This is a genomic window from Mesorhizobium sp. M1338 (assembly GCF_040318045.1).
GTDB lineage: Bacteria > Pseudomonadota > Alphaproteobacteria > Rhizobiales > Rhizobiaceae > Mesorhizobium.
On record NZ_JAMYLL010000002.1, the window covers coordinates 52252 to 77593 of the forward strand.

Annotated in this window: 25 protein-coding genes; 20 read left to right on the top strand and 5 right to left on the bottom strand. The window is 63.1% G+C overall.

From position 1 onward, the window contains the following. The 5 genes from NKH19_RS02240 (at position 1) to NKH19_RS02260 (ending at position 5491) form a co-directional block, all read left to right on the top strand. Positions 1–135, top strand: a complete 135-nt coding sequence (locus tag NKH19_RS02240) for a hypothetical protein (protein ID WP_352981637.1) — start codon at positions 1–3, stop codon at positions 133–135. A 38-nt stretch (positions 136–173) separates the two neighbouring features. Then, positions 174–938, top strand: a complete 765-nt coding sequence (locus NKH19_RS02245) for an SDR family oxidoreductase (RefSeq protein ID WP_352981638.1) — start codon at positions 174–176, stop codon at positions 936–938. Between the two features lie 436 nt (positions 939–1374). Further along, positions 1375–2349, top strand: a complete 975-nt coding sequence (locus tag NKH19_RS02250) for an ABC transporter substrate-binding protein (protein WP_352981639.1) — start codon at positions 1375–1377, stop codon at positions 2347–2349. A 77-nt stretch (positions 2350–2426) separates the two neighbouring features. Continuing rightward, positions 2427–3512 carry a quaternary amine ABC transporter ATP-binding protein gene (locus NKH19_RS02255; RefSeq protein ID WP_352981640.1) on the top strand — a complete coding sequence of 362 codons (1086 nt, stop codon included), beginning with the start codon at positions 2427–2429 and terminating at the stop codon, positions 3510–3512. Beyond that, positions 3509–5491, top strand: a complete 1983-nt coding sequence (locus tag NKH19_RS02260) for an ABC transporter permease (protein WP_352981641.1) — start codon at positions 3509–3511, stop codon at positions 5489–5491. Before NKH19_RS02255 ends, NKH19_RS02260 begins: the two co-directional genes overlap by 4 nt. A gap of 15 nt (positions 5492–5506) precedes the next feature. Here the strand turns inward: NKH19_RS02260 and NKH19_RS02265 are convergent, their stop codons facing one another. Continuing rightward, positions 5507–6865, bottom strand: coding sequence for a trimethylamine monooxygenase (locus NKH19_RS02265; RefSeq protein WP_352867117.1), 1359 nt, complete (start codon positions 6863–6865; stop codon positions 5507–5509). 339 nt (positions 6866–7204) lie between these two features. Between NKH19_RS02265 and NKH19_RS02270 the strand changes: the two genes are divergently transcribed. Next, on the top strand, positions 7205–7921 hold the full coding sequence (locus NKH19_RS02270) for a helix-turn-helix domain-containing protein (RefSeq protein WP_352968183.1): 717 nt from the start codon (positions 7205–7207) through the stop codon (positions 7919–7921). On the opposite strand, the gene NKH19_RS02275 is transcribed toward NKH19_RS02270, so the two are convergent. From NKH19_RS02275 to NKH19_RS02290, 4 genes are read right to left on the bottom strand one after another with little or no spacing between them, the layout of a single operon-like run. Further along, positions 7918–8958, bottom strand: coding sequence for a heme-dependent oxidative N-demethylase family protein (locus NKH19_RS02275; RefSeq protein WP_352981642.1), 1041 nt, complete (start codon positions 8956–8958; stop codon positions 7918–7920). The two genes, NKH19_RS02270 and NKH19_RS02275, sit on opposite strands and share 4 nt — an antisense overlap. A 9-nt stretch (positions 8959–8967) precedes the next feature. Next, on the bottom strand, positions 8968–9933 hold the full coding sequence (locus NKH19_RS02280; RefSeq protein WP_352867124.1) for a PDR/VanB family oxidoreductase: 966 nt from the start codon (positions 9931–9933) through the stop codon (positions 8968–8970). Then, positions 9930–10526 (bottom strand): dimethylamine monooxygenase subunit DmmA family protein, encoded by a 597-nt coding sequence (locus NKH19_RS02285; RefSeq protein WP_352867127.1) that lies wholly within the window; start codon positions 10524–10526, stop codon positions 9930–9932. Before NKH19_RS02285 ends, NKH19_RS02280 begins: the two co-directional genes overlap by 4 nt. A gap of 41 nt (positions 10527–10567) precedes the next feature. Further along, positions 10568–11701: an aminomethyl transferase family protein gene (locus NKH19_RS02290; protein WP_352981643.1), complete on the bottom strand. Its 1134-nt coding sequence runs from the start codon at positions 11699–11701 to the stop codon at positions 10568–10570. 287 nt (positions 11702–11988) lie between these two features. Between NKH19_RS02290 and NKH19_RS02295 the strand changes: the two genes are divergently transcribed. The 14 genes from NKH19_RS02295 (at position 11989) to NKH19_RS02360 (ending at position 25121) form a co-directional block, all read left to right on the top strand. Then, the gene (locus tag NKH19_RS02295) at positions 11989–12276 is read left to right on the top strand and encodes a hypothetical protein (protein WP_352867133.1); all 288 of its coding nucleotides are present in this window, start codon (positions 11989–11991) and stop codon (positions 12274–12276) included. Between the two features lie 12 nt (positions 12277–12288). After that, positions 12289–12666, top strand: a complete 378-nt coding sequence (locus tag NKH19_RS02300; RefSeq protein WP_352981644.1) for a hypothetical protein — start codon at positions 12289–12291, stop codon at positions 12664–12666. Between the two features lie 32 nt (positions 12667–12698). After that, complete coding sequence (locus NKH19_RS02305) at positions 12699–12860, top strand: hypothetical protein (RefSeq protein WP_352981645.1); 162 nt, start codon at positions 12699–12701, stop codon at positions 12858–12860. A 14-nt stretch (positions 12861–12874) separates the two neighbouring features. Next, positions 12875–14269 carry an APC family permease gene (locus NKH19_RS02310; RefSeq protein WP_352968181.1) on the top strand — a complete coding sequence of 465 codons (1395 nt, stop codon included), beginning with the start codon at positions 12875–12877 and terminating at the stop codon, positions 14267–14269. Positions 14270–14314: 45 nt separating this feature from the next. Further along, a complete protein-coding gene (locus NKH19_RS02315; protein ID WP_352981648.1) occupies positions 14315–15004 on the top strand; it encodes a hypothetical protein in 690 nt (229 codons plus the stop codon). Beyond that, entirely contained in the window at positions 15001–15324 is a 324-nt protein-coding gene (locus NKH19_RS02320; protein WP_352981649.1) for a hypothetical protein, read from the top strand. Before NKH19_RS02315 ends, NKH19_RS02320 begins: the two co-directional genes overlap by 4 nt. An 85-nt stretch (positions 15325–15409) precedes the next feature. Next, positions 15410–16306, top strand: a complete 897-nt coding sequence (locus NKH19_RS02325; protein WP_352867143.1) for a class II glutamine amidotransferase — start codon at positions 15410–15412, stop codon at positions 16304–16306. A 4-nt stretch (positions 16307–16310) separates the two neighbouring features. Further along, a complete protein-coding gene (locus NKH19_RS02330; protein WP_352867145.1) occupies positions 16311–17036 on the top strand; it encodes a GltB/FmdC/FwdC-like GXGXG domain-containing protein in 726 nt (241 codons plus the stop codon). Positions 17037–17042: 6 nt separating this feature from the next. Continuing rightward, entirely contained in the window at positions 17043–18371 is a 1329-nt protein-coding gene (locus tag NKH19_RS02335; protein WP_352875503.1) for an FMN-binding glutamate synthase family protein, read from the top strand. Between the two features lie 63 nt (positions 18372–18434). Beyond that, complete coding sequence (gene glnT / locus NKH19_RS02340) at positions 18435–19742, top strand: type III glutamate--ammonia ligase (RefSeq protein WP_352867149.1); 1308 nt, start codon at positions 18435–18437, stop codon at positions 19740–19742. A gap of 36 nt (positions 19743–19778) precedes the next feature. After that, positions 19779–21032, top strand: coding sequence for a sarcosine oxidase subunit beta family protein (locus NKH19_RS02345; protein WP_352867150.1), 1254 nt, complete (start codon positions 19779–19781; stop codon positions 21030–21032). Positions 21033–21048: 16 nt separating this feature from the next. After that, positions 21049–21324: a sarcosine oxidase subunit delta gene (locus tag NKH19_RS02350; RefSeq protein ID WP_352867152.1), complete on the top strand. Its 276-nt coding sequence runs from the start codon at positions 21049–21051 to the stop codon at positions 21322–21324. Positions 21325–21520: 196 nt separating this feature from the next. Further along, positions 21521–24502 carry a sarcosine oxidase subunit alpha gene (locus NKH19_RS02355; protein WP_352981650.1) on the top strand — a complete coding sequence of 994 codons (2982 nt, stop codon included), beginning with the start codon at positions 21521–21523 and terminating at the stop codon, positions 24500–24502. Then, the gene (locus NKH19_RS02360; RefSeq protein ID WP_352981651.1) at positions 24495–25121 is read left to right on the top strand and encodes a sarcosine oxidase subunit gamma; all 627 of its coding nucleotides are present in this window, start codon (positions 24495–24497) and stop codon (positions 25119–25121) included. The genes NKH19_RS02355 and NKH19_RS02360 overlap by 8 nt, the downstream gene beginning before the upstream one ends. Positions 25122–25342 lie beyond the last annotated feature (221 nt).

The following is a 25342-nucleotide window of genomic DNA, read 5'->3' on the forward strand; positions in this document are numbered from 1 at the left end:
ATGAAAATCCGCGGCATCAAAGCCACGCCGATCAACTTGCGCCTCGAAGCGCTCTATGCCTGGGCGTTCGGCGAGTTCGACGGGTTTTCACCGACCATTGTCGAGGTCGAGGATGGGAGCTTGCTCGGGACATAGCGCGGCGCGTACCCTCCCGAAGGCAGGGAGGGCTATCGATGGATCTTTTCAAACTTAAAGGCGATGTCGCGCTGGTCACGGGCGCCGGCAGCGGCATCGGCCAGGCGATCGCGATCGGGCTGGCCGAGGCGGGTGCCGACGTCGCCTGTTTCGGCCATGCCTCGAAAGGTGGACTGGACGAAACCGCGCACCGGATCACGGCACTCGGCCGCAAGGCGCTCGTGCTGGCCGGCACGGTGACGTCTGAGGGTGATCTCGCGGCGGCGATCGAACGCGTCGAGAGCGAACTCGGTGCGCTGACCGTCGCCGTCAACAATGCCGGCATTGCCGGCTCCGAGCCGGCCGAGACGCTGTCGCTGGAGACATGGCAGAAGGTGCACGAGGTGAATGTCGCCGGCGTCTTCCTGTCCTGCCAGGCCGAGGCGCGCAAGATGCTGGCGCGACGCAAGGGCTCGATCATCAACATCGCCTCGATGTCTGGCACCATCGTCAACCGCGGCCTGACGCAAGCGCACTACAATTCCTCGAAAGCCGCTGTCATCCACATGTCGAAGAGCCTCGCCATGGAGTGGGCCGACCGTGGGCTGCGGGTCAACGTCGTCAGCCCGGGTTACACGCTGACGCCGATGAACAAGCGGCCGGAGGTGGCGGAAGAGGTCAAGATCTTCAAGCGCGACACGCCGATGGGGCGCATGGCGGCGCCGGAGGAAATGGTCGGACCGACAGTGTTCCTGGCCAGCCGCGCATCGAGCTTCGTTACCGGCCTCGACCTGATTGTCGATGGCGGCTACGTCTGCTGGTAAGGCTGTTTCGTGGCCGGGTGCCGCGACCGACTTCGCCCTCAGTCTGGAATTCCGCAGTGCGCAGAGGCGTCAGCCGTTGCGCCGCATGAACGTTGGTATATATACTTTCATCCTATGAAACGGCGTCGACGAGGATGGAGCTCGCCGGCCGAGATCATGGGATTTTGATGGCTCGCACGTCTCAGAGCGCCGCCGGAGCGGCGATCGATCCGTTGACGATTGCTCGCGCAGCAATCCATCCGATGCCATGACGCGGATCCATTCGATATCACACCATCACCAGATTGAGCACCATTTTGCCTGCGCCGATCGCGGCTGCAGCATGGGCATGGTGCGAACGAGCTTGCGTAACGACCAGCCTTTCCAACACAATCAAGAAAAGACGCAAGAAGGGAACGACTGACAACATCCACATGGTTTGACAGGAGAACCAAACATGTCATTTCGCAGTGTGATTTCGAATCTATCAATGGGAGCCTTCGCGCTTGCCGCCGCAAGTGCGCTTACATCGCCGGCCCAACCCGCCGCACCGGAATCCAACGACCCGATCAAGATCGCGCTGTTCGACTGGACCAGCGTCAATCTGAACGCCAAGATCCTCGGCGGCATCCTGGAAAAACTCGGCTACACTGTCGAATATCCGACCGCCGACTACCTCTCCAGCCTGACCACGGGTCTCACCAATGGCGATCTCGATGTCGGCCTGGAGTTCTGGGACACGACCGCCGGCGAGGCGATGAAGGCTTCCGATGCGACCGGCCAGACCGAACGGCTGGGCAAGCTCGGACCCAAGGCCAAGGAAGAGTGGTGGTTTCCCGAATACATGAAGGAGAAATGCCCCGGCCTGCCCAATTGGGAAGCGCTGAAGGACCCGAAATGCGCCGAAGCCTTTTCAACGGCGGAGACCGCACCGAAGGGCCGTTATCTCGGCGGCCCGGTAACATGGGAAGGCTTTGACGACGAGCGCGTCGAGGCGCTGAAGCTGCCCTTCACCGTCATCCATGCCGGCACCGACGCGGCGATGTTCGCCGAACTGGACTCCGCCTATCAGCGCAAGGCGCCGATCATGCTGTGGATCTATTCGCCGCATTGGGCGCCGGCCAAATACAAGGGCGAATGGGTCGAATTCCCCGAATATACGCCCGAGTGCTACAACGATCCGAAATGGGGCACCAACCCCGACGCCAAATACGATTGCGGCAAGCCGCATGGCGAGATCTGGAAGTACTCCTGGGCCGGCATGAAGGACAAATGGCCGGTCGCCTACAAGGTGGCGAAGGCCTACACGGTCGACACCGACGAACTCAACAAGATGAGCGGCGAGATCGATCTCGGCGGCAAGACGCCGGAAGACGTCGCAGCCGCCTGGATCGCCGCCCACGAGGCCGACTGGAAAGCCTGGGCGCAGTAATCGTTCCAACTGGAAAAATGAGACCCGGCTGTTGATCAGCCGGGTCTCAATTCTTGATGTTCCAGAAGGACGTTTGAATGACGGACAAGACTGAACAGGGACCAAACGCGGCAGGCACGCCAAAGGATGCCCGCCCGATAAAGCTTGCCTGCCGCAATGTCTGGAAGCTGTTCGGATCGAACGCGGCCAACTTCATCCGCGAACGCGACGGCAAGGCCAGCATGGCCGATGTCACTGCCGCCGGACTGGTCGGCGCGGTGCGCGCCGTCGACCTCGAAATCCGCCAGGGCGAGACCTTCATCATCATGGGCCTGTCGGGCTCCGGCAAGTCGACGCTGGTGCGCTGCATGTCCAGGCTGGTCGAGCCGACCCACGGCAAGGTCGAATTCGAGGGCAAGGACCTCCTGAAAATCTCGGATGCGGCGCTCATCGAACTGCGGCGACACCGCATGGGCATGGTGTTCCAGAATTTTGCGCTTCTGCCGCATCTCAACGTGCTGGAGAACATCGCCTTCCCGCTCAGCATCCAGGGGCAGGACCGGGCGACGCGCGAGGCACGGGCCCGCGAGGTCATCGAGCTTGTCGGCTTGCGCGGCCGCGAGCACTTCTATCCGCGCGAGCTTTCCGGGGGCCAGCAGCAGCGTGTCGGCATCGCCCGCAGCCTGGCGACAAAACCGGAAATCTGGTTTCTCGACGAGCCGTTCTCGGCGCTCGATCCGCTGATCCGGCGCGAGATGCAGGACGAGCTGATGCGGCTGCAGACCATGCTGCACAAGACCATCGTCTTCATCACCCATGATTTCGACGAAGCCATCCGGCTGGCCGACCGCATCGCCATCATGAAGGACGGCGAGGTCATCCAGATCGGCACGCCGGAGGAGCTGGTGGTCAATCCGGCGACCGACTATGTCGCCGAGTTCACCCGCGACGTCGACCGCGCCAAGGTGATTTCGGCACGCAGCCTGATGCGCGCCTGCGACGGCTCGGAGCATGGCGGCACGGTGGCGCCGGATGCCAAGATCGCAAGCTTCTCGGCCGGTATCGTTGCCGCCAACAAGCCGTTCGCGGTGGTCAACGGCACCGGCAAGCCGATCGGCGAGGTGACGCCGCAAGCGGTGATCGATCTGTTGGCCGGCATCGACCGCTCGAGGGCCGCCGCATGACGGTGACGGCAAGCGCCGGCGAGGCAAGGTCGCGACCGATTCAGGTCTGGCTGCTGGTCTGGGCGTTCGCGCTTGCCGCCGTGCTTGTCGTGTTCCTGTTGCAGGACCGGCTGCCCTGGGCCGTCAACTATCCGGCCAGCGCCACCGTGCCGGTCGCCGACTGGGTCAGCGCGCTGATGCGCTGGATCAAGGCGAACCTGTCGTGGTTGACCCGCTCGATCACCGCGGTGCTCGGCGTGCCGCTCGATTTCGCGCTTAACTTACTGGCCAAGAATTTCAAGATCGGCCATGGCACTGATGCCTATGTCCTGCCGCGCCTGTCCTGGGTCGGGGTCTGCGCTGCCGCTTTCCTCGCTGGACATGCCGTTGGCGGCCGGAAACTCAGCCTGCTGGTTGGTGGCTGCTTCCTCTACATCGCGCTGTTCGGCCAATGGACCAGCGCCATGCTGACGCTGGCGCTGATCTCCATCGCCGTGCCGTTCTGCATCGTCACCGGGCTGTTCGCCGGCATCTGGGCGTGGCGCAAGCCATGGGCGGAAAGGCTCATCGTCTCCCCGGCGCTCGACCTGATGCAGACGATCCCGACCTTCGCCTACCTGATCCCAATGCTGCTGCTGTTCGGCAACAGCCCGGTCTCGGCGATGATCGCCACCGCAATCTTCGCAACGCCGCCGATGGTGCGGGCGACGATGCTGGGCCTGTCGCGGGTGCCGTCGGAGATCGACGATTTCAGCGAAATGGCCGGCTGCACGGCGCGGCAGAAACTGTGGCGGGTGCTGCTGCCGTCGGCGCGACCGACACTGATGGTCGGCGTCAACCAGGTGATCATGCTGGCGCTGAATATGGTGATCATCGCCTCGATGATCGGCGCCGGTGGCCTCGGCTACGACGTGCTTCTGGCACTGCGCGCGCTGAAGGTCGGCGAAGCGATGGAAGCCGGTCTCGCCATCGTCGCGCTCGCCGTCGCGCTCGACCGGCTGAGTCAGGCCATCGCGCACAAGCAGGCCAAGGGTCATGTCCATCAGGAGATGGGCCCGAGCCTCTGGCGGCGCTACCCCAATCTGACGCTGGCCATCGCCATCCTTGTCGTGACAACGCTGCTCGGCCTGTTCGTGCCGGCCTTCGCGGCGGTGCCGAAGGCGATCACCTTCACCACCGCGCCGCTGTGGAAGGCGGCCGTGAACTGGATAACGATCAATTTCTTCGATGCGATCGAGGCGTTTCGCGTGGCACTGATCCTCAACGTGCTGAACCCGCTGCGCGCCTTTTGCGAAGGCTTTCCGTGGCTGGGTGCCGTCTTCCTGCTCGGCCTCGCCGGCTACCAGCTCTCCGGCCTGCGTCTAGCCGCCCTGGTCGCCGCGCTGACCGCCTTCTGCGCCATCACCGGCCTTTGGGAAAAAACCATGGCGACCGTCTATCTCTGCGGCATCTCAGCCTTCATCGCTTGCCTGATCGGCATCCCCATCGGGCTGATGGCCTCGCGTAGCGACCGCTTCGAAAAGATCGTCACCCCGGTCATCGACACGCTGCAGGTGCTGCCGTCCTTCTGCTTCATCATTCCGGTGGTGATGCTGTTCCGGGTCGGCGACGTCACGGCGATGATCGCAACGATAGCCTTCGCCGTGGTGCCGGCGATCCGCTACACCAATCACGGCATCAGGCAGGTGCCGCCGGCGCTGATCGAGGCCGCCAAGGTTTCCGGCTGCACGCCGCGCCAGACCTTCTTTCGCGTGCAACTGCCGCTCGCGCTTCCGGAAATCATGCTCGGCGTCAACCAGACGATCCTGATGGCGCTGGCGATGATCATCATCTGCGCGATGGTCGGCACGCGCGATCTCGGCCAGGAGGTGTTCATCGCGCTGTCCAAGGCCGATTCCGGCCGTGGCATCGTCGCCGGCCTGGCGATCGCGTTCATCGGCATCGTCGCCGACCGGCTGTTCAGCGCCTGGACGGCAAAGGCACGGGCAAGGCTGGGGTAGCTTGAGGCGCGACGGCTATTCCGCCGCCACGCCTTTGACTTCCAGATAGCTCTCCATCGAATCGTCCAGCGCCTGCAGCCACGGCGTATGGTGCAGCGGCGCCATGGTGCCGGTCATCAACGAACGGTAGGCGTGGTCGCGGAAGCTCATAATGTCTTCCACCTTGTGGTGTTCCCACTCCATGAAGGTCTGGTTGACCGCCTCGACATCGAAACCGGGATAGTCGGTCTGGTCCATCAATTCCTTGGTGTAGTCGCCCTGGAACCAGATCATCTGCTCGGCGTCTTCCAGCGTTTCCTCGCGCGCGCGCCACTTCGCGCCGTGCTCGGCCATCGCCTCGGCGGACGGCAGCTTGATGCGGCCCAGGATGACGTCTCGCGCGAACCATGCCTGCGCGTCGAACATATTGAAGGTGTAGAACTGGTCCTGCATGCCGATATAAGAAAGCTGCGGGTTCTTCTCCCAGACGACGCCTTCATAGAGATCGAGCGGCCACATGCGGTTGGCGGTCTTGAGCTTCAAATCGTCGGTCAGGAACGGGAAGGAATGCAGGTAGCCGGTGCACAGGATGATGGCGTCGACGTCCTTGGTGGTGCCATCCTTGAAATGCGCCGTCTTGCCGACGACCTTCTGCAGCAGCGGCACCTCTTTCCAATTCTCCGGCCATTTGAAGCCCATCGGCTTCGAGCGGTAGCTGGAGGTGATCGATTTGGCACCGTATTTGTAGCATTGCGAGCCGATGTCCTCGGCCGAATAGGAGCGGCCGATGATCAGGATGTCCTTGCCCTTGAACTCCATAGCGTCGCGGAAGTCGTGGCTGTGCAGGATGCGGCCGTTGAAGGTCGAGAAACCCTCGAAGTATGGCACGTTGGGCACCGAGAAATGCCCGGAGGCGACGACGACGTTGTCGAACTCTTCCGAGTAGGTGACGTCGTTGGTGCGGTCATGCGCGGTGACCGTGAATTTTTTCGTCGTGTCAGAAAAGGTGACCATGCGCACCGGGCTGTTGAAGCGCACCCATTTGCGCACACCTGATTTTTCGACGCGGCCCTTGATATAGTCCCACAGCACGGCGCGCGGCGGATAGGAGCCGATCGGCCGGCCGAAATGCTCCTCGAAAGTGTAGTCGGCGAATTCCAGGCATTCCTTCGGGCCGTTCGACCAGAGGTAGCGGTACATCGAGCCGTGCACCGGATCGCCATGCTCGTCGAGACCGGTGCGCCAGGTGTAGTTCCACAGGCCGCCCCAGTCCGACTGCTTTTCGAAGCAGACGATCTCGGGAATGTCGGCGCCCTTGTCGGCCGCCGACTTGAAGGCCCTGAGCTGTGCCAGGCCGGATGGCCCGGCTCCGATGACGGCAACGCGACTTTTCATTGCAGGCCTCCCGATCTGATTTCGGCTTTTGTCTTGACGCAATCCCCAAGGGAAAGCGCTATGGGCTTTTCCCGGGAAAACCGTTTTACGCTTTTCCTAGAATTGCTCTTACGAAACAAATTTCACTCACAGGGACAGTAAATGGCCGTTTCGTGCTGTCAACAGGCCGGTGCTGAAACAAGGTTGCACCGTGGTGGATTTTCGCAAAAAACTGGCGCGGCCAAACGCGGGATCACGCGCATGCGCCTTCAGGCAACTTGCCGTCGCAGTTGCGCTGCTGTATCGGCAGCTTACATGTTCACCTAGAGTGAAATAAATCCGCAGAGTGCCGGGGCCGACATGGCGAAGACAGTTTCCGATTCCAAGGCTGGTTCCGCCGGTGCAACGGCCAAGCCGCTGCCAAAGGTCTCGGCCGACGGGAAGACCATCCGCGCGCCGCTGACGCAGAACCCGCACGCCATTCGCGACACGCGCGAAAAAGTGCTGGAGGTCGCGATCGGCCGCGAGGTGCGGGCTTTCCGCAAGAAGCTCGGTATCACCGTCGCCGACCTGGCGGTCGCCACCGACATTTCGCTGGGCATGCTGTCCAAGATCGAGAACGGCATCACCTCGCCGTCGCTGACCACCTTGCAGGCACTGTCGCGGGCGCTCGGGGTTCCCGTGACCGCCTTCTTCCGCCGCTTCGAGGAAGAGCGCAGCGCCGTCTTCGTCAAGGCCGGCCAAGGTCTCGATGTCGAGCGCCGCGGCACCCGCGCCGGCCACCAGTACAATTTGCTCGGCCATATCGGCTCCAACACCAGCGGCGTCGTCGTCGAACCCTATCTGATCACGCTGACCGAGGATTCGGATGTGTTCCCGACCTTCCAGCATGAGGGCATGGAGTTCCTCTATATGCTCGAGGGCGAGGTCGTTTACCGGCACGGCAGCAACCTCTACCCGATGAAGCCCGGCGACAGCCTGTTTTTCGACGCCGATGCACCGCACGGGCCCGAACAGCTGACCAAACTGCCGATGCGCTATCTCTCGATCATCTGCTATCCGCAGAGTGCGAGTTAGTCCGGCCCAAACCCCGGGCTCGTCGGACTGCCATCATCGAGCTTCGACAGCCATTCGACCAACGCCGGGCGATAGCGTGTCAGGCCCTTGTAGTTGGCGAGTTCGTCGGGCAGGTCGCGGATGACGCGGTGCAGGCGCCGCGCCCATTTCGGCTGGGTCACCAGTTCGTCCATCTTGATCAGGTAGCAGCGGATCGGAAAGACGATGCCGTTCGAGCGCGGCAGGCGCCAGAAGCTCTGCAGTTCGACCCGCAGATGCACCTTGTCGCCGACATTTTCGGGCGTCACCGTCGCCCGGTCCGGACCCCATTTGTGATAGTTCTCAGGGCTCGTATCGAGGCGTGGATTGATGGTCATCGTCCAGTTCAGGCGCCGCGCCGGCTTGCCTTGCTGGATGTTGGTGAGGAATTTCAGCGCCCTGACGAAAATCCCCTTCTCATGCGCCAGCGGCACCGGCGCGTGCCATTCGAAGAAGTTCATGCCGATGTCGAAATCGAGTGACCAGTCGGCCTGGGTGGTGACCATGCCGGCATCCATCCACAGATTGCCGTCGCGCTGGTCGAGGATGCAGAAATCGCCCTGGCTCTGGCGAGTGATGTACTCCATCGGTCCGTAAGGCAGTGTCGAGGTGTCGCCGAAGGTGAAGGTGTCATCGATGCCGAGCGGCCGGTTGATCCAGCGCCAGCGGTCGCCATCGCGCGTCAGCGTGAAGTGCTCGGGATAGCCTAATGCCTGCTGCTCCATCAGGAGTTCGAGCAGGTCCCAGCCGGCCAGCGTCATGTGCGGCAGCGACTGGCAGCGCAGCGGATCCTCGGCCAACACCAAGGCACGGTCCTGCATCTCGGCGACATAGTGCTCGTCGACGTCGATCAGGTTTTCCAGCACGCTGCCCTTCGGCCCGACGACATGCGGCTCGATGTTCACCGCGTACATGTAGGCATCTTCGTGGAACGGGAACGGAAACCGCCTTATGTGTTCCGGGCTGTTCTTGAAGGTGAAATCGTCGCGGAACGTTTCCTTGCGAAAGGTGATGCCCATGATTTCCTCCTAGCGCTCCAGGACCAGCGACCGGCCCTCGAAGCGCGACACGCACGGCATGATCTTTTTGCCTGAACGGTGCTCTTCCTCGCTCAGCCAGTGGTCGTTGTGGATGAACCTGCCGTCCGAAGAGATGACGTTGGTTTCGCATTGGCCGCAGACGCCGCCGCGGCAGAGATAGGGTGGATCGACGCCGGCCGCCTCGATCGCCTCCAGAAGGCTCTGCTGTTCATCGACACGGATCGTCTTGGCGCTGACGGCAAGCGTCACGTCGAACGGCAACCCGGGCTGAGGTGCCGCGAAATGCTCGAAATGCACGGTCTCCCGCGGCCAGCCAAGGGCTGCTGCGCGATCCCGCGCCCAATTGATCATGCCGGCCGGGCCGCAGACATAGAGATGCGTGCCGAGCGGCTGCGTCGACAGCAAGCGGTCGAGCTCGATGCGTTCCTCGCGGTCGTCGTGATAGAGCCTGATGCGGCTGCCGTAGCGCTCGCGCAGCACATCGGCATAAGTGCCGAGCGATGCGGTGCGGCAGGTGTAGTGCAGCTCGAAATTGCCGCCTTCGGCCGCCAGCTGCGCGGTCTGCGCCATGAACGGCGTGATGCCGATGCCGCCGGCCAGCATCAGGTGCTTCCTGGCGCGCAGGTCGAGCGAGAACAGGTTGACCGGATAGCTGACCACCATCTCCAGTCCAGGCCGGACATTACGGTGCATGAACAGCGAGCCACCGCGGCCGACATCGTCGCGGCGCACCGAGATCGTGTATTCACGTGTGTCGAGCGGCGAGCCCATCAGCGAATACGGATTGAGCCTGGTGCGCTCGCCGTCGCGCATCTCGACCACGACATGGGCGCCGCCGGAAAAGGTCGGCAAAAGCTCGCCGTCGCGGCGGCGGAAATGGAAGCGGGTGACCAGGTCGTTGACCGGGACGACATCGCTGACGACGACGTCGAGTTTTGTTGTTCCGGTGCTCATCGAAAAATCTCCTCCATCGGAGGAATCTCCGAGCGATCTTCCGCATTGATGCAGACGCCCTGGAAGGCGGCGATGCGCCGGGAATAATGATCGCGCACCAGGAGCAGCAGCCCGCAATGCGCGCAGGGCGCCGGCTGCGTCGTCACATTGTCGGTGATGCCCTTGCAGTGCACGCACTGCATGCGCCGCGCCAGCGAGCCGCGGTGCTCGGTCTGGATCGAGGTGTGGTCGATGCCGGCTTCAAGCGCCACCTGCATCGCCTGGCCGATCAGGCCTTCAGTGCCCGAGAGATAGAGGCGCAGGCCCATATGCGCGTTGGCGAGCGTCTGCCTGAGCCGTGGCAGCAGGCTGGCGAAGGATGGCGCCTGGTGAAACCGCGCCGGCTTCAGCGCTTCGAGCGCGGCGATGTGCTTGCCGTCCGACCCTGGAATGAAGATGATTTCGGCATCGTCGAAGAACCCGGCGGGCGCGCTCCCCGCCATGTCCTTTATCGCCAGCGCCCCTTCCGCATCCGCGATAAAAAGATGATGCTTGCCAGGCTGCGGAGACAGGGTTCCGTAAACGGGCCGGCTGATGATACTTTTGACTGCCATCTAACTCTTCGTGCCTCGAACCTCTCGCCGTTGACTATGCCTCAACCTTTCGCCGTGCGCTTGGTCTTCTTGGGATCATCGAAGGGAAGCGGCTGCGCCGTCGCTTTGATGACACTGCTCTTGTTGCGGATTTCGAGTTTGGTGTCCTTGACCGCGCAATCGACGTCGAGCCGGGCGATGCCCATCGATTTCTCGACCAGCGGCGAATACATGGCGCAGGTCACCACGCCGACCTTTTTGCCGTCGCGATAGACCGGCGCGCCCTCATCGGCCGGCTCCTTGCCGTCGAGCAGAACCCCATAGATCTTGAAGCGCTCCTTGCCCTTCAGGCGGTAGTGTTCCTCGGCGCCACGAAAGCCCGTCTTGCCAGGACTGACGGTGAAGTCGAGGCCGAGTTCCCACAGCGTATCGCCGGGGCCTTCATTGTCGAACGGATACTTTTGGGAGTTGTCGTAGGGATAAAAGAGCAGATAGCTTTCGACGCGCAGCATGTCGAGCGTGGTGAAGCGGCACGGAATGATGCCGTCGCCCTTGCCCTCGTCGAGGATCCTGTCCCAGATCGTTCCGGCATCCTGGCCGCGGCAGAAGATCTCATAGCCGCGCTCGCCGGTGTAACCGGTGCGCGAGATCATGACGGGCAAGCCGAAAAGCTGCGTCTGCATGTGATGGAAATAGTTGAGATCGCGAATGCCCGGCACGTGCTTGGCCAGGTAGTCGACCGATGTCGGCCCCTGCAGCGACAAATCGTGGAGATTGTCGTCGAAGCGGAGTGATACGTCGCGGCCCATGGCCGCGCGCTGCAATTCCTCATGGCCGGTGCCCGAGCCATGCACGACCATCCAGGCATTGGGGCCGGTGCGGTAGAGGATGCAGTCGTCGGTGAATTTTCCCGCCTCGTTCAGCATGCAGGCATAGGCCGACTTGCCGGGATAGATCTTCTCGACATCGCGCGTCGTCGCCAGATCGATCAGGTGCGAGGCATGCGGTCCGGTGATGTGGACCTTCTTGAGGCCGGAGACATCCATCAGACCGGCCTGGGTGCGGATGGCGATGTATTCCTCGTCGGCATCCTTGTCGTAGGTCCAGGCGGTTCCCATGCCGCTCCAGTCTTCGAGCTTCGAACCGAGCGCGCGATGGCGATCCGCCAGGGTCGAAAATCTCCAGGATGCCGTCATCCGCTCGTCCTCCGTTTCGAAAATTCTTTAGCTGTTCCCTGCCCCCTGCGCAGCGGCGGGAGCTTTGACCGAATATTGACCGCAAACGTCGAGGCGCCGCAATACCCATAAGCAATTAATTTCATTGTCAGGCAAAATCCGCCACGCGAAGCAAACGGTTAACCCCACGTAAATCGCGCTTGACAATCGCGGAATTCGGACGGAATTTATGAAAAAAATTTCACTCTCTTGAAAGATGGCAGCGGGCGGCCAATTCGGGGTCGAGCGTTGGAAAAGGGGAAAAACCGATGTCAGACATGCAGCAGCGCATCGAAACGCTGTACCGCTCCGACGTGCGCGGGTCCGCGCTCCTGATCGTGTGCCTGTGGGCGACGATCCTCTTCGTCCTCTTCATGACGTGGCCGTACGTCCCGAACGCGGGGATCAAGGCGGTCGTCGCCGCCGCCGCCGCTGCCGTGCTGATCTTCAACACGGCCGCCATCCTGGCGATGGTCAAGCACTACAAGGAAGACAAGGAATTCATCTACGGGCTCGATATCAAGAACGCCGACGCGTTCCGCAACCGCAAGTCCTGAGGGGTAGAAGAGATGCCGCGCTACACGCCACCGGAGCAGAGCAAGGCCGGGCAGGTTTTCGACATCGCCGTCGTCGTGGTCGCCATTTTCGTGGCGCTGTGGCTGCCGCTCAAGCTGGGTCTTGCCGGTGCGGCGAAATCAATCGACGCGCTCGACGCCAAGACGTGGGAAGCGCTTGGCCAGAACCCGACAATGGCCTCGATCTGGGAAAAGCTCGGCTACACGCCCGAGACCGCGCATGACATCATCCAGAACCGCTTCCACTATGTCATCGACTGGCCGACGCTGATCGTCATGGCCGCGGTGCTGATCGGCTATTTCGTCTTCCTGTTTCGCGCGTCCGACCGCGAATATCGCGACGTCATCAACGAAAAATTCGACGACAAGTAAAAGATTCGACGACAAAAATTGGGGGACGCACCATGTGGACCGCACTCTCTTACGCATGCTGGGGCATCTCGATCGTGCTTGCCCTGTGGATGCTCTATGACTGGTTCAGGGTCGATACGACCTTCTCCGAAGAGGTGCTGACCTCATCGCGCGAAGGTGAGCTGGAAGCCGTTTCCGAAAAACACCGGATCTGAGTGGGGATTGAACAATGACGGTTACACTTGAACCGGCAATCCACGGAGACAGGGTTTCACTGCTCCGCGTGCTTGGCCCGGCCCATGTCTGGGCGCTTGGCGTCGGCATCGTTCTCGTCGGCGAATTCACAGGCTGGAATTTTGCCGCCGACAAGGGCGGCGCGCTGGCCGCGCTGATCGTCTGCTGGGTCGTCGGGCTGCTCTACACCTCGGTCGCGATGATCGATTCCGAGGTCACATCGACCGTCGCCGCCGCCGGCGGCCAATATGCGCAGGCCAAGCACATCGTCGGACCGCTGATGGCGTTCAATGTCGCGCTGTTCCTGGTCTTTGCCTACACCATGCTCGAAGTCTCCGACGCCATCCTGCTCGGCGACACGATCGTCGCCAAGGCGGGGGTCGAAGGGCTGACCCACAATTCCTTCATCGCCGCGACCATCGTCGTGCTGGCGTGGCTGAACTATCGCGGCGTGCTGATGACGCTCAACGTCAACTTCGTCATCACCGCGATCGCCTATGTCTCGATCGTCATCCTGTTCTTCTCGGTCAGCCCGTGGACGCAAGGCGCCGTGCTGAAGCTCAACGAACTGGTCACCCCCGGCAACGCCCTGCCCTATGGCTGGATCGGCGTCATCGCCGCCTTCCAGTTCGGCATCTGGTATTATCTCGGCATCGAGGGCACCACGCAGGCCGCCGAGGAAGTGCGCTCACCGGCCCGCTCGCTGCCTTACGGCACCATGGCCGGCATGATCACGCTTTTGATCGCCGCCGCCATGACCTGGTATGTCTGCGCCTCGATGATGCCGTGGGAATATCTGGGCATCACCTATTATCCGCTGTGGGACGCGGGCAAGCTGACCGGCAGTCCGTTGCTTGAGAACCTGCTATTCGTCGCCACGCTGCTTGCCGCGCTGGCCTCGGCCAATGGCTGCATCAACGACGCGGCGCGCGCCTGGTTTTCGCTCGGCCGTGACCGCTATCTGCCGACCTGGTTCTCGGCCGTGCATCCGAGATATCGCACGCCCTACCGCTCGATCCTGTTCCTGCTGCCGATCGCGCTGGCATTCGCCTTCATCGCCGACCTCAACCAGGCGATCACCTTCTCGATCCTGTCGGGCGTGCTGCAATACACGTTCATGAGCATCAACATCATCATGTTCCGCAAGAAGTGGCCGCTGGGCTCGATCCGCCGCGGCTACACGCACCCCTTCCACCCGGTCCCGGCCATCGTACTGTTCTGCCTTTGCGTGGTGACCTTCTTCGCCATCTTCCTCGGCTTCGGTTCGCAGCTGATCGCGATGGTCGCCTTCTATTTCCTGATCTCGCTGTGGTTCCATTTCTACCGCTACAGATTCGTGCGGCGCGGCGACCAGTTCACCATGCCGTGGCCGAAGCCGCAGGGTTATTGATGGGGGTTGGCCCGTCCGGATCCCGGGCGGGCCTGGCATGAGAACATGTCCGAGGTGACATCAGCACTGCTTGCCGGGGCCATTGTCCTGGCTCTCGTCCTCCACCTTGCCTGGCAGGCGCGTACCAGCCGCAACAGGGCATCGACGGCGCTCGCCGTCGAGCAGGGCCAGATCCGCACGGTCATCGCCGACGCAGCCGATGTTTCGGACGGCACCGCCGGTGTCACCACCTGGCAAGGGTCATGGAACAGTCAACGCGTCCAGGTGCGCACCATCGTCGATACGCTGGCGACCAGGAAACTGCCGGCGCGCTGGCTCAGCGTTTCGGTCACCGAAGAGGTGGCGGTGCCAGCTACCTTCGACATGATGATGCGGCCGGGTTCGCCGACGACCTTCTCCAATTTCGATCACCTTGAGCATACGCTGCCCAAGGCCCCGGGTTTTCCTGCCGAAGCGGTGCTGCGCACCGACCGCAGGGCGGCGCGCTTTCCCCAGGGCCTCATCGCCAGCCATATCGAGATCTTTGCCGAGGGGCGCGCCAAGGAACTGCTGATCACCCCGAACGGAGTGCGTATCGTCTGGCTGCTGGCCGAGGCCGAGCGGGCGCGCTATGGCGTCTTCCGGCAAGCCGAATTTGGCGGCGCCACTCTCGATCCGGCGCTGATCGAAAGGCTGCTGGTTTCGGCGTCGGCGCTGCGCGACGCCATCAACAAGAACGAACGACAGGCCGCATGACCAGTTCCATCCCTGCACCCACCAATCCCTATCTGATTCTCGGCGCCGCAATCGTGCTGCCGGCAAGCGGACATGTCATTCTCGGCGTGCCGGTGCGCGGCTTGCAGTTCCTCTTCTTCATGGTGATCCTGGCATGGGTCACGGCCAAGATCGCGCCGCCTGACGCCAGCTTCGTCGGCCGGCATGCCGGCGGCTTCCTGATCTATGCCTTGTCGATCCTCGACGCCTACAAGACCGCCCGCATCCGCACCGCCAAATGGGTTCACAATGCCCGGCGGGACGGCGACAATGCACAGAGCGGCATTGGGCCGCACACGTAACTAGAGGAAAATTTTTTTCATATGATTGAATTTATGAGACTCATTCGATACATCATCTCTTAGCTGCAAACGTTGGGAGGCTGACATGTGTGGAATTGTCGGACTGTTCTTGAAGGACAAGGCGCTGGAACCCCAGCTTGGGGCGATGCTGTCGCAGATGCTGATCTCGCTCAGCGATCGCGGCCCGGACAGCGCCGGCATCGCCATCTATGGCGCGCCTTCCAAAAATGAGGCCAAGATCACCATCCAGTCAGCCAAGCCAGAGCGCGATTTCCGAGATCTCGAGGCGGAACTCGCCAAGGCCATCGGCACGCCGGTGACGATCGCGGTGAAATCCACTCATGCGGTCGTCAGGATCACGCCCGCCAAGATCGACGAGGCACGCGAGACCATCCAGGCGCTGCGCCCCGACATCCGCATCATGGGCGCCGGCGACGTTGTCGAGATCTACAAGGAAGTTGGCCTGCCCGAGGCTGTCGTCGATCGCTTCGATGTCCGCAAGATGACCGGCACGCATGGCATCGGCCATACCCGCATGGCGACGGAATCGGCGGTGACGACTATGGGTGCGCATCCGTTCTCGACTGGGGCCGACCAGTGCCTGGTTCACAATGGTTCGCTGTCCAACCACAACAATGTCCGCCGCGAGCTGATCCGCGAAGGCATGACCTTCGAGACCGAGAACGACACCGAGGTCGCCGCCGCCTATCTCTCCTCGCAGATGGCGCATGGCAAGAATCTCGGCGAAGCGCTGGAAGGTACGCTCTCCGATCTCGACGGCTTCTTCACCTTCGTCGTCGGCACCAAGAACGGCTTCGGCGTGGTGCGCGACCCGATCGCCTGCAAGCCCGCCGTGATGGCCGAGACCGACCAGTATGTCGCCTTCGGCTCGGAATATCGCGCACTGACCAAACTGCCCGGCATAGACAATGCGAGGGTCTGGGAACCCGAGCCCGCAACCGTCTATTTCTGGGAGCACTAAGTTCATGTCGGCAATCACCCTTTCAAAGACGGCGGCGCACGACCCTCGGGTCTTCGATCTCGACCAGCTGTCGCTGCGCGAACTCAACCAGGCGCTTCACAATCTGGCTCCCGGCTCGAATGAAACAGCCTGGGAGGTGCTCCATCCGAAAGGCAGTCATTCGGTCGCCGTTGGCGTCGACCAGCCTGTCGCCATCGATGTGCGCGGCAGCGTCGGCTATTACTGCGGCGGTATGAATTCAGGCGGCACCATTACCGTGCATGGCTCGGCGGGGCCCGGTGTCGGCGAGAACATGATGTCGGGGTCGATCACCATCAAGGGCGACGCCAGCCAGTATGCCGGCGCCACCGGCAGGGGCGGCCTGCTGGTCATCGAGGGCAACGCGTCGTCGCGCTGCGGCATTTCGATGAAGGGGATCGACATCGTCGTGCATGGCAATATCGGTCACATGTCGGCATTCATGGCGCAGTCGGGCAATCTGGTGGTGCTGGGAGACGCGGGCGACGCGCTGGGCGATTCCATCTACGAGGCGCGGCTGTTCGTGCGCGGCAAGGTCGACAGCCTAGGGGCAGACTGCATCGCCAAGGAGATGCGAGCCGAACATCTGGAGTTGCTGCAGGGTCTGCTCGACCGCGCCGGCGTCACCGGCGTCAAGCCGTCGGAATTCAAGCGCTATGGCTCGGCGCGCACGCTCTACAATTTCAATATCGACAACGCCGACGCGTATTGAGGCAGCATGACCTACAGGAACCCGCCGACGACGCCGCGCAAATCCGCGACCTTCGACGACTATACGCTTTCCGAAATTCGCCGTGCCGCGGCGACCGGAATCTATGACATCCGAGGCGGCGGCGCCAAACGCAAGCTGCCGCATTTCGACGACCTCTTGTTCCTCGGCGCCTCGATCTCGCGTTACCCGCTCGAAGGCTATCGCGAACGCTGCGACACCAGCGTGGTGCTGGGTTCGCGCCATGCCAAGAAGCCGATCGAGCTGAAGATCCCGATCACCATAGCCGGCATGAGCTTTGGTTCGCTGTCGGGGCCCGCCAAGGAAGCACTTGGGCGCGGCGCGACGCTGGCCGGCACCTCGACCACCACGGGCGATGGCGGCATGACCGAGGAAGAGCGCGGCCATTCCAAGCAGCTGGTCTATCAATACCTGCCCTCCCGCTATGGCATGAACCCGCGCGATTTGCGCCGTGCGGATGCAATCGAGGTGGTCGTCGGCCAGGGCGCCAAGCCCGGCGGCGGCGGCATGCTGCTTGGCCAGAAGATCTCCGACCGCGTCGCCGAAATGCGCACGCTGCCGAAAGGCATCGACCAGCGCTCGGCCTCGCGCCACCCGGACTGGACCGGACCCGACGATCTCGAGATCAAGATCCTCGAACTGCGTGAAATCACCGACTGGGAAAAACCGATCTACGTCAAGGTTGGCGGCGCGCGGCCCTATTATGACACCGCGCTTGCCGTGAAGGCCGGCGCCGATGTCGTCGTCGTCGACGGCATGCAGGGCGGCACCGCCGCGACCCAGGAAGTGTTCATCGAGAATGTCGGCATGCCGACGCTTGCCTGCATCAGGCCTGCGGTGCAGGCGCTGCAGGATCTCGGCATGCACCGCAAGGTGCAGCTGATCGTCTCCGGCGGTATCCGCAACGGCGCCGATGTCGCCAAGGCGCTGGCGCTCGGCGTCGACGCGGTCTCGATCGGCACGGCTGCCCTTGTCGCGCTCGGCGACAACGATCCCCATTGGGAGGCGGAGTATAACGAACTCGGCACCACGGCCGGCGCCTATGACGACTGGCACGAGGGGCGCGATCCGGCCGGCATCACCACGCAGGACCCAGAACTGATGAAGCGGGTCGATCCTATCGCCGCCGGACGCCGGCTGGCGAACTACCTCAAGGTGATGACGCTCGAGGCGCAGACCATTGCGCGTGCGTGCGGCAAGAACAGTCTGCACAATCTCGAACCCGAGGACCTCGTCGCGCTGACGATCGAGGCAGCCGCCATGGCTGGCGTGCCGCTGGCCGGCACCAACTGGATACCGGGGAAGAACGGCTTCTGATCAACGAAGGGCCGAAGCCCACATGCTCTGGGGCCAACAATCGACAAAAAATGGGGAACTACGGTGACAATTGATCTTGCTGAATTCGCAAGGGCGAAAAACGTCAAATACTTCATGATTTCCTACACCGACCTGTTCAGTGGCCAGCGTGCCAAGCTGGTGCCGGCGCAAGCGATCGCCGACATGCAGAAGGACGGCGCCGGCTTTGCCGGTTTCGCCACCTGGCTCGACCTGACGCCGGCGCATCCCGACATGCTGGCGGTGCCGGATCCGGATTCGGTCATCCAGCTGCCGTGGAAGCCGGAGGTCGCCTGGGTCGCAGCCAACTGCATCATGGACGACAAGGAGGTCGATCAGGCGCCGCGCAACACGCTGAAGCGGCTGATCGCGGAAGCCGCCAGTGATGGCATGCATGTCAAGACCGGCGTCGAAGCCGAGTTCTTCCTGATCTCACCCGACGGCAAGACGATTTCCGACGAATACGACACGGCGTCGAAGCCGTGCTACGACCAGCAGGCGGTGATGCGCCGCTACGATGTCATCGCGGAAATCTGCGATCATATGCTGGCGCTCGGCTGGGGCGCCTACCAGAACGACCACGAGGACGCCAACGGCCAGTTCGAGATGAACTGGGCCTTCGACGACGCGCTGGCGACCGCCGACAAGCACTCGTTCTTCAAGTTCATGGTCAAGTCGATCGCGGAAAAGCATGGCCTGCGCGCCACCTTCATGCCCAAACCCTTCCAGGGGCTGACCGGCAATGGCTGCCATGCCCATATCTCGGTGTGGGACAAGGCCGGCAAGACCAATGTCTTCGCCGACAATGCGATGGAACTCGGCCTGTCGGCCAAGGGCAGGAATTTCCTCGGCGGCATCATGAAGCATGCTTCGGCCCTGGCTGCGATCACCAACCCGACGGTGAACTCCTACAAGCGCATCAACGCGCCGCGCACCATTTCGGGTGCGACCTGGGCGCCGAACACGGTGACCTGGACCGGCAACAACCGCACCCACATGGTGCGCGTGCCCGGCCCCGGCCGCTTCGAACTGCGCCTGCCGGATGGTGCCGCCAACCCCTATCTCCTGCAGGCCGTCATCATCGCGGCCGGCCTAGACGGCGTCCGTTCGAAGGCCGATCCCGGCAAGCGCTACGACATCGACATGTACCAGAATGGACATACTGTGAAGGGCGCGCCGAAGCTGCCGCTCAACCTGCTCGACGCGCTGCGCGAGTTCGACAAGGACAAATCGCTGAAGGCGGCGCTGGGTGAGGAATTTTCGTCGGCCTACCTAAAGCTGAAGCACCAGGAATGGAATTCCTATGCTTCGCACTTCACGCAATGGGAGCGCGACCACACGCTGGACATCTGACCACCAGCGCGATGCGAGCGACCTCGGAATGAACGCATGAAATACTCGATCTTCTCGCTCGCCCGCGCCGCCCTGTCCGGCCACAAGAACTGGCAACGCACCTGGCGCGACGCCACGCCGAAGGACCGTTACGACGTGGTGATCATCGGCGGCGGCGGCCACGGGCTGGCAACCGCCTGGTTCTTGGCCAGCGAGTACGGCATCAAGAACGTCGCTGTGCTCGAAAAAGGCTGGATCGGCTCCGGCAATGCCGGCCGCAACACCACCATCATCCGCTCCAATTACGGCCTGCCCGGCAACACCGGCTTCTACGAGCTATCGATGAAGCTGTGGGAAAGGATGGAGCAGGACCTCAACTACAACACGATGGTCAGCCAACGCGGCGTCATCAACCTCTACCACTCCGACGCGCAGCGCGACGCCTATGCGCGGCGCGGCAACACGATGCGCATCAACGGCATCGACGCCGAACTGCTCGACCTTGCCGCTGTCAGGAAGATGATACCGTTCCTGAACTTCGATAATGCGCGCTTTCCCGTGCAGGGCGGCCTCTTGCAGCGGCGCGGCGGCACGGCACGGCATGACGCCGTTGTCTGGGGCTACGCGCACGCGGCGAGTGAACTCGGCGTCGACATCATCCAGAACTGCGAGGTCACCGGTTTTACCCGCGACGCCAATGGCAAGGTGACCGGCGTCGAGACATCGCGCGGCAGGATCGGCGCCGGCAAGGTCGGCATGGCTGTTGCCGGCAGTTCGTCGCGCGTGGCGGCGATGGCCGGCCTGCGCCTGCCGATCGAAAGCCATGTGCTGCAGGCCTTCGTCTCCGAGGCGATCAAGCCACTCATTCCCGGTGTCATGACCTTCGGCGCCGGCCATTTCTATGTCAGCCAGTCCGACAAGGGCGGGCTGGTCTTCGGCGGCGACATAGACGGCTACAATTCCTACGCCCAGCGCGGCAACATGCCTGTGATGGAGGACGTCTGCGAGGGCGGCATGGCGCTGATGCCGATGATCGGCCGCGTGCGGTTGCTGCGCCAATGGGGCGGCATCATGGACATGTCGATGGACGGTTCGCCGATCATCGACAAGACGCCGGTCGACGGGCTCTATCTCAACGCCGGCTGGTGCTATGGCGGCTTCAAGGCGACGCCGGGCTCGGGCTTTGTGTTCGCCCACCTTCTGGCCCGCGATGCGCCGCACGAAGAGGCGGCGCGGTTCCGCCTCGACCGCTTCCGGCGCGGCGCGATGATCGACGAGAAGGGCCAGGGCGCCCAACCGAACCTGCATTGAAGGCGGTTAGAAGCAAATGCGCATTGTCTGTCCCTTCTGCGGTGAACGCGAACTCGGCGAGTTCACCTATCTCGGCGACGCCAAGCCGGTGCGGCCAGTGGCCGGCGCCTCGGAAGACGAAGTCTTCGACTATGTCTATCTGCGCGACAATGTCGCCGGGCAGACCAGCGAATACTGGTACCATGGCGGCGGCTGCAGGGCCTGGCTGAAGGTTGCACGCAACACGCTGACGCATGAGATTTCGGCCGTGGAGCCGGCTGCGGGTGCTGGGGCGAGGCAGGTCGCGAAATGAGTTTTCCTGTCCAAGTCAGCGCTGCCCCTCATCGCCCTGCCGGGTACTTCTCCCCGTATAGTGACGGGGAGAAGGGAGCTGGCCGCAACGAGAGCGCCCCTCTCCCCGTCACTATATGGGGAGAGGATGCCGGCAGGCAGGTGAGGGGCAGCGCGACGCTCCCGCATGACATCGAATCGATGAGAGGCCGGCAATCGTGACGTCCAGCCAATCCCATCGTCTCCCTTCCGGCGGTCTGATCGACCGCTCGGCGCCGCTGAACTTCCGCTTCGACGGCAAGGCTTTCTCCGGCTTTCAGGGCGACACGCTCGCCTCGGCGCTTATCGCCAACGGCGTCAAGCTGGTCGGCCGCTCGTTCAAATACCATCGCCCGCGCGGCATCCTCACCGCCGGTTCGGAAGAACCCAACGCGCTGGTCGAATTGCGCACGGGCGCCCGGCGCGAGCCGAACACCAAGGCGACGACGGCGGAGCTCTATGACGGGCTGGAAGCCGCCAGCCAGAACCGCTGGCCGTCGCTGCGCCATGATGTGATGTCGGTGAACCAGCTATTCGCGCCGATCTTCGTCGCCGGCTTCTACTACAAGACCTTCATGTGGCCGGCGAAATTCTGGGAAGCCATCTACGAGCCGGCGATCCGCCGCGCCGCCGGTCTCGGCCGCGCTGCCGGCGTTGCCGATCCCGACCACTACGACAAGGCATGGGCGCATTGCGATGTGCTGATCGCAGGCTCCGGCCCGGCCGGTTTGGCCGCGGCATTGGCAGCCGGCCGCGCCGGCGCCCGCGTCATCCTGTGCGAAGAGGATTTCACGCTCGGCGGCCGCTTGCTGTCGGACGGCGGCACAATCGATGGCCTGCCGGCAGCCGAGTGGCTGTCGCGGTCACTGGCAGAACTGGCTGATATGCCCGACGTCCGCATCACGACCCGCACGACTTTGTTCGGTGTCTACGATGGCGGCACCTATGGCGCGATCGAGCGGGTCAACGACCATTTGCCCCAGCCGCCCGAGCATCAGGTGCGCCAGCGCTTGTGGCGGATCGTGGCCAAGCGCTGTGTCGTCGCGGCCGGCGCCATCGAACGGCCGATCGTCTTTGCCGGCAACGACACGTCCGGCGTGATGATGGCCTCCGCCATGCGGACCTATGTCGCGCGCTACGCGGCAACGCCGGCCAAACGCATCGCGCTGTTCACCAACAATGAGGATGGCTGGCGCACGGTCGAGACGGCCCTCGGTGCCGGACTGCGGATTGCCGCGGTCATCGATGCGCGGCCTGATGTATCTCCAGCCCACCGATCGCTCGCCTCCAAGGGTGGCTTCGCGGTGCTGCACGGCTCCGTCAGTGGTGTCGAGGGCGGCAAGGACGGCGTCAGGAAAATCGCGGTGTCGCTCACCGGCGGTGCGCGCGCCGAGGTCGAAGCCGACGGGCTCGCTGTCTCCGGCGGCTGGAACCCGGCGGTCGGACTGACATCCTACCATCGCGGCCGGCCGACATGGCGTGACGACATATCAGCCTTCGTGCCAGATGGCGCCCCTCCGGGCATGGTTGCCGCCGGTGCCGCGAACGGCGACTTCGGCCTCGGCGCCTGCCTGAGCCGAGGATTTGCCGCCGGCGCGGCAGCGGCGCGTGACGCGGGGCACAATGGTACGGCGGGCGCTGGTCCTGTCGCCGACGACGAGGCGTTTTCACTGACGCCGCTCTGGCATGTCGCCGGAAAGGGCAAGGCCTTTGTCGATTACCAGCACGATGTGACCGCTTCCGACATCGAACTGGCGCAGCGCGAGGGCTTTGAATCCGTCGAGCACCTGAAGCGCTACACGACGCTCGGCATGGCCACCGACCAGGGCAAGACCTCGAATGTTGCCGGTCTCGCCATCATGGCGGCGGTCAGCGGCCGTTCCATTCCAGAGACCGGCACGACGATCTACCGGCCGCCCTATGTGCCGGTCGCCATCGGCGCCTTCGCCGGTCATCACCGCGATGAGACTTTCCATGCGACGCGGCTGACGCCGTCGCATCACTGGGCGGCCGAACAAGGCGCCGTCTTCGTCGACACCGGCTTGTGGAAGCGTGCACAATGGTATCCGCGCGCCGGCGAGAAGGACTGGCTGGAATCGGTCACCCGCGAGGTCAAGGCGGTGCGCGGCGGCGTCGGCTTCTGCGATGTCTCGACGCTCGGCAAGATCGATGTGCACGGGCCGGATGCCGGCGCCTTCCTCGACCGCGTCTACATCAACACCTTCTCCAGTCTTGCGGTGGGAAAAGCGCGCTACGGGCTGATGCTGCGCGAAGACGGCATCGTCTACGACGACGGCACGACGTCGCGGCTGGCCGAGGACCACTATTTCCTGACCACCACCACGGCCAAGGCCGGACTGGTGATGCAGCATCTCGAATTCTGCCGCCAGGTGCTGTTCCCGGAACTCGACGTGCAGTTGACCTCGGTTTCGGATCAGTGGGCACAATTCTCGATCGCCGGACCCAAGACTCGTGACCTGCTCCAGGAGATAGTCGATCCGTCGGAAGACCTGTCGAACGAAGGCTTTCCGTTCATGGGCGCGCGCGAGGTCAGCTTACGCGGCGGCCTCAAGGCACGGCTGTTCCGCATCTCATTCTCCGGCGAAATGGCCTTCGAGATTTCAGTGCCGGCACGCTTTGGCGACGCCATGGCGCGCAATCTGATGCTGGCCGGCGCGCCATTCGGCGTCACACCCTACGGCACCGAGGCACTCGGCGTCATGCGTATCGAAAAGGGCCACATCGCCGGACCGGAACTGAGCGGAACGACGACGGCGGCGGATCTTGGCCTGGGCCAGATGATGTCGACCAAGAAGGATTTTATCGGCCGCGTCATGGCCGGGCGCGAGGCGCTGGTCGCACCGGACCGGCAGGTCGTTGTCGGCATCAAGCCGACCGACAAGGCCCGGCGCTTGCGCTCCGGCGCGCATATCATTCCGAAAGGTCAGACACCTGGCCCTGATAACGACCAGGGCTACGTCACCTCGGTGTGTTTCTCGCCGACGTCAGATCAATGGATCGGGCTGGCCTTGGTCGAGCGCGGCCGCGAGCGCATCGGCGAGATCGTACACGCGCATGACCCATTGCGCGGCGAGGACTATGACGTCGAACTGTGCAATCCCGTCTTCTACGATCCGGATGGAGGGCGCCAGCGTGGCTGATTTTTCCTGGGCTCTCCGCAGTCCCCTCGAGCATGCGCTGGTCGCCGGTGGGCATGGTGCAGGCAGCATCGAGGCCGGCGTTTCGTTGACCGAGATCCGCAATTTCGACCTGATCCAGGTAATGGCGCGGCGCGGCCAAGCGGCCGAGCTGGCAAAGGCGGCCATAGCCCGTTTTGGCGTGGCGGCTCCCGATGCGCCCAAGGCGATACAGGCTCAGGACGCCACGCTGATCTGGTCCGGACCGGATCAGTTCTTCGTCCTGTCGAAGGGCGGCAAGCACACAATGCAAACGCTGGGGCCGGCATTGTCCGGACCTGCCTCGCTGTCCGACCAATCGCATGCGCGAATGGTGGTCAGCATTTCCGGAGCCAAGGCGCGGATGATGCTGGCGAAGCTGTCGTCGATCGATCTGCATGCGGGAGCATTTCCGATTGGCGCTGCCGCCGCAACCTCGATGGACCATACCAGCGTGACGCTCTGGCGCGGGAATGACAGGGCGGATGGGGTGGCGGTGTTCAGGTTACTGGTGTTTGCGACGTTTGCCGAAAGCCTTTGGCATACGATGCTCGACTCGGCTGCGGAATATGGAGTTGCTGTCAGCCATTCCGAGGGACTTTAATTCGATAATTGTAGATCTCGGCGCTGCCCCCCTGCCGGGCATTTCTCCCCGTAAACGGGGCGAAAGACACTGGCCGCAATGCCGCGCCATCTCTTTAGCGTCGGCACTTGGCGAAATCGGCGACGAGCGTCCTTCGCCCCGTTTACGGGGAGAAGATGGCGGCAGCCAGATGAGGGGCGGCGCCGACGTTCGGAGACAAGCCTGATCGGCGAAATTCAACC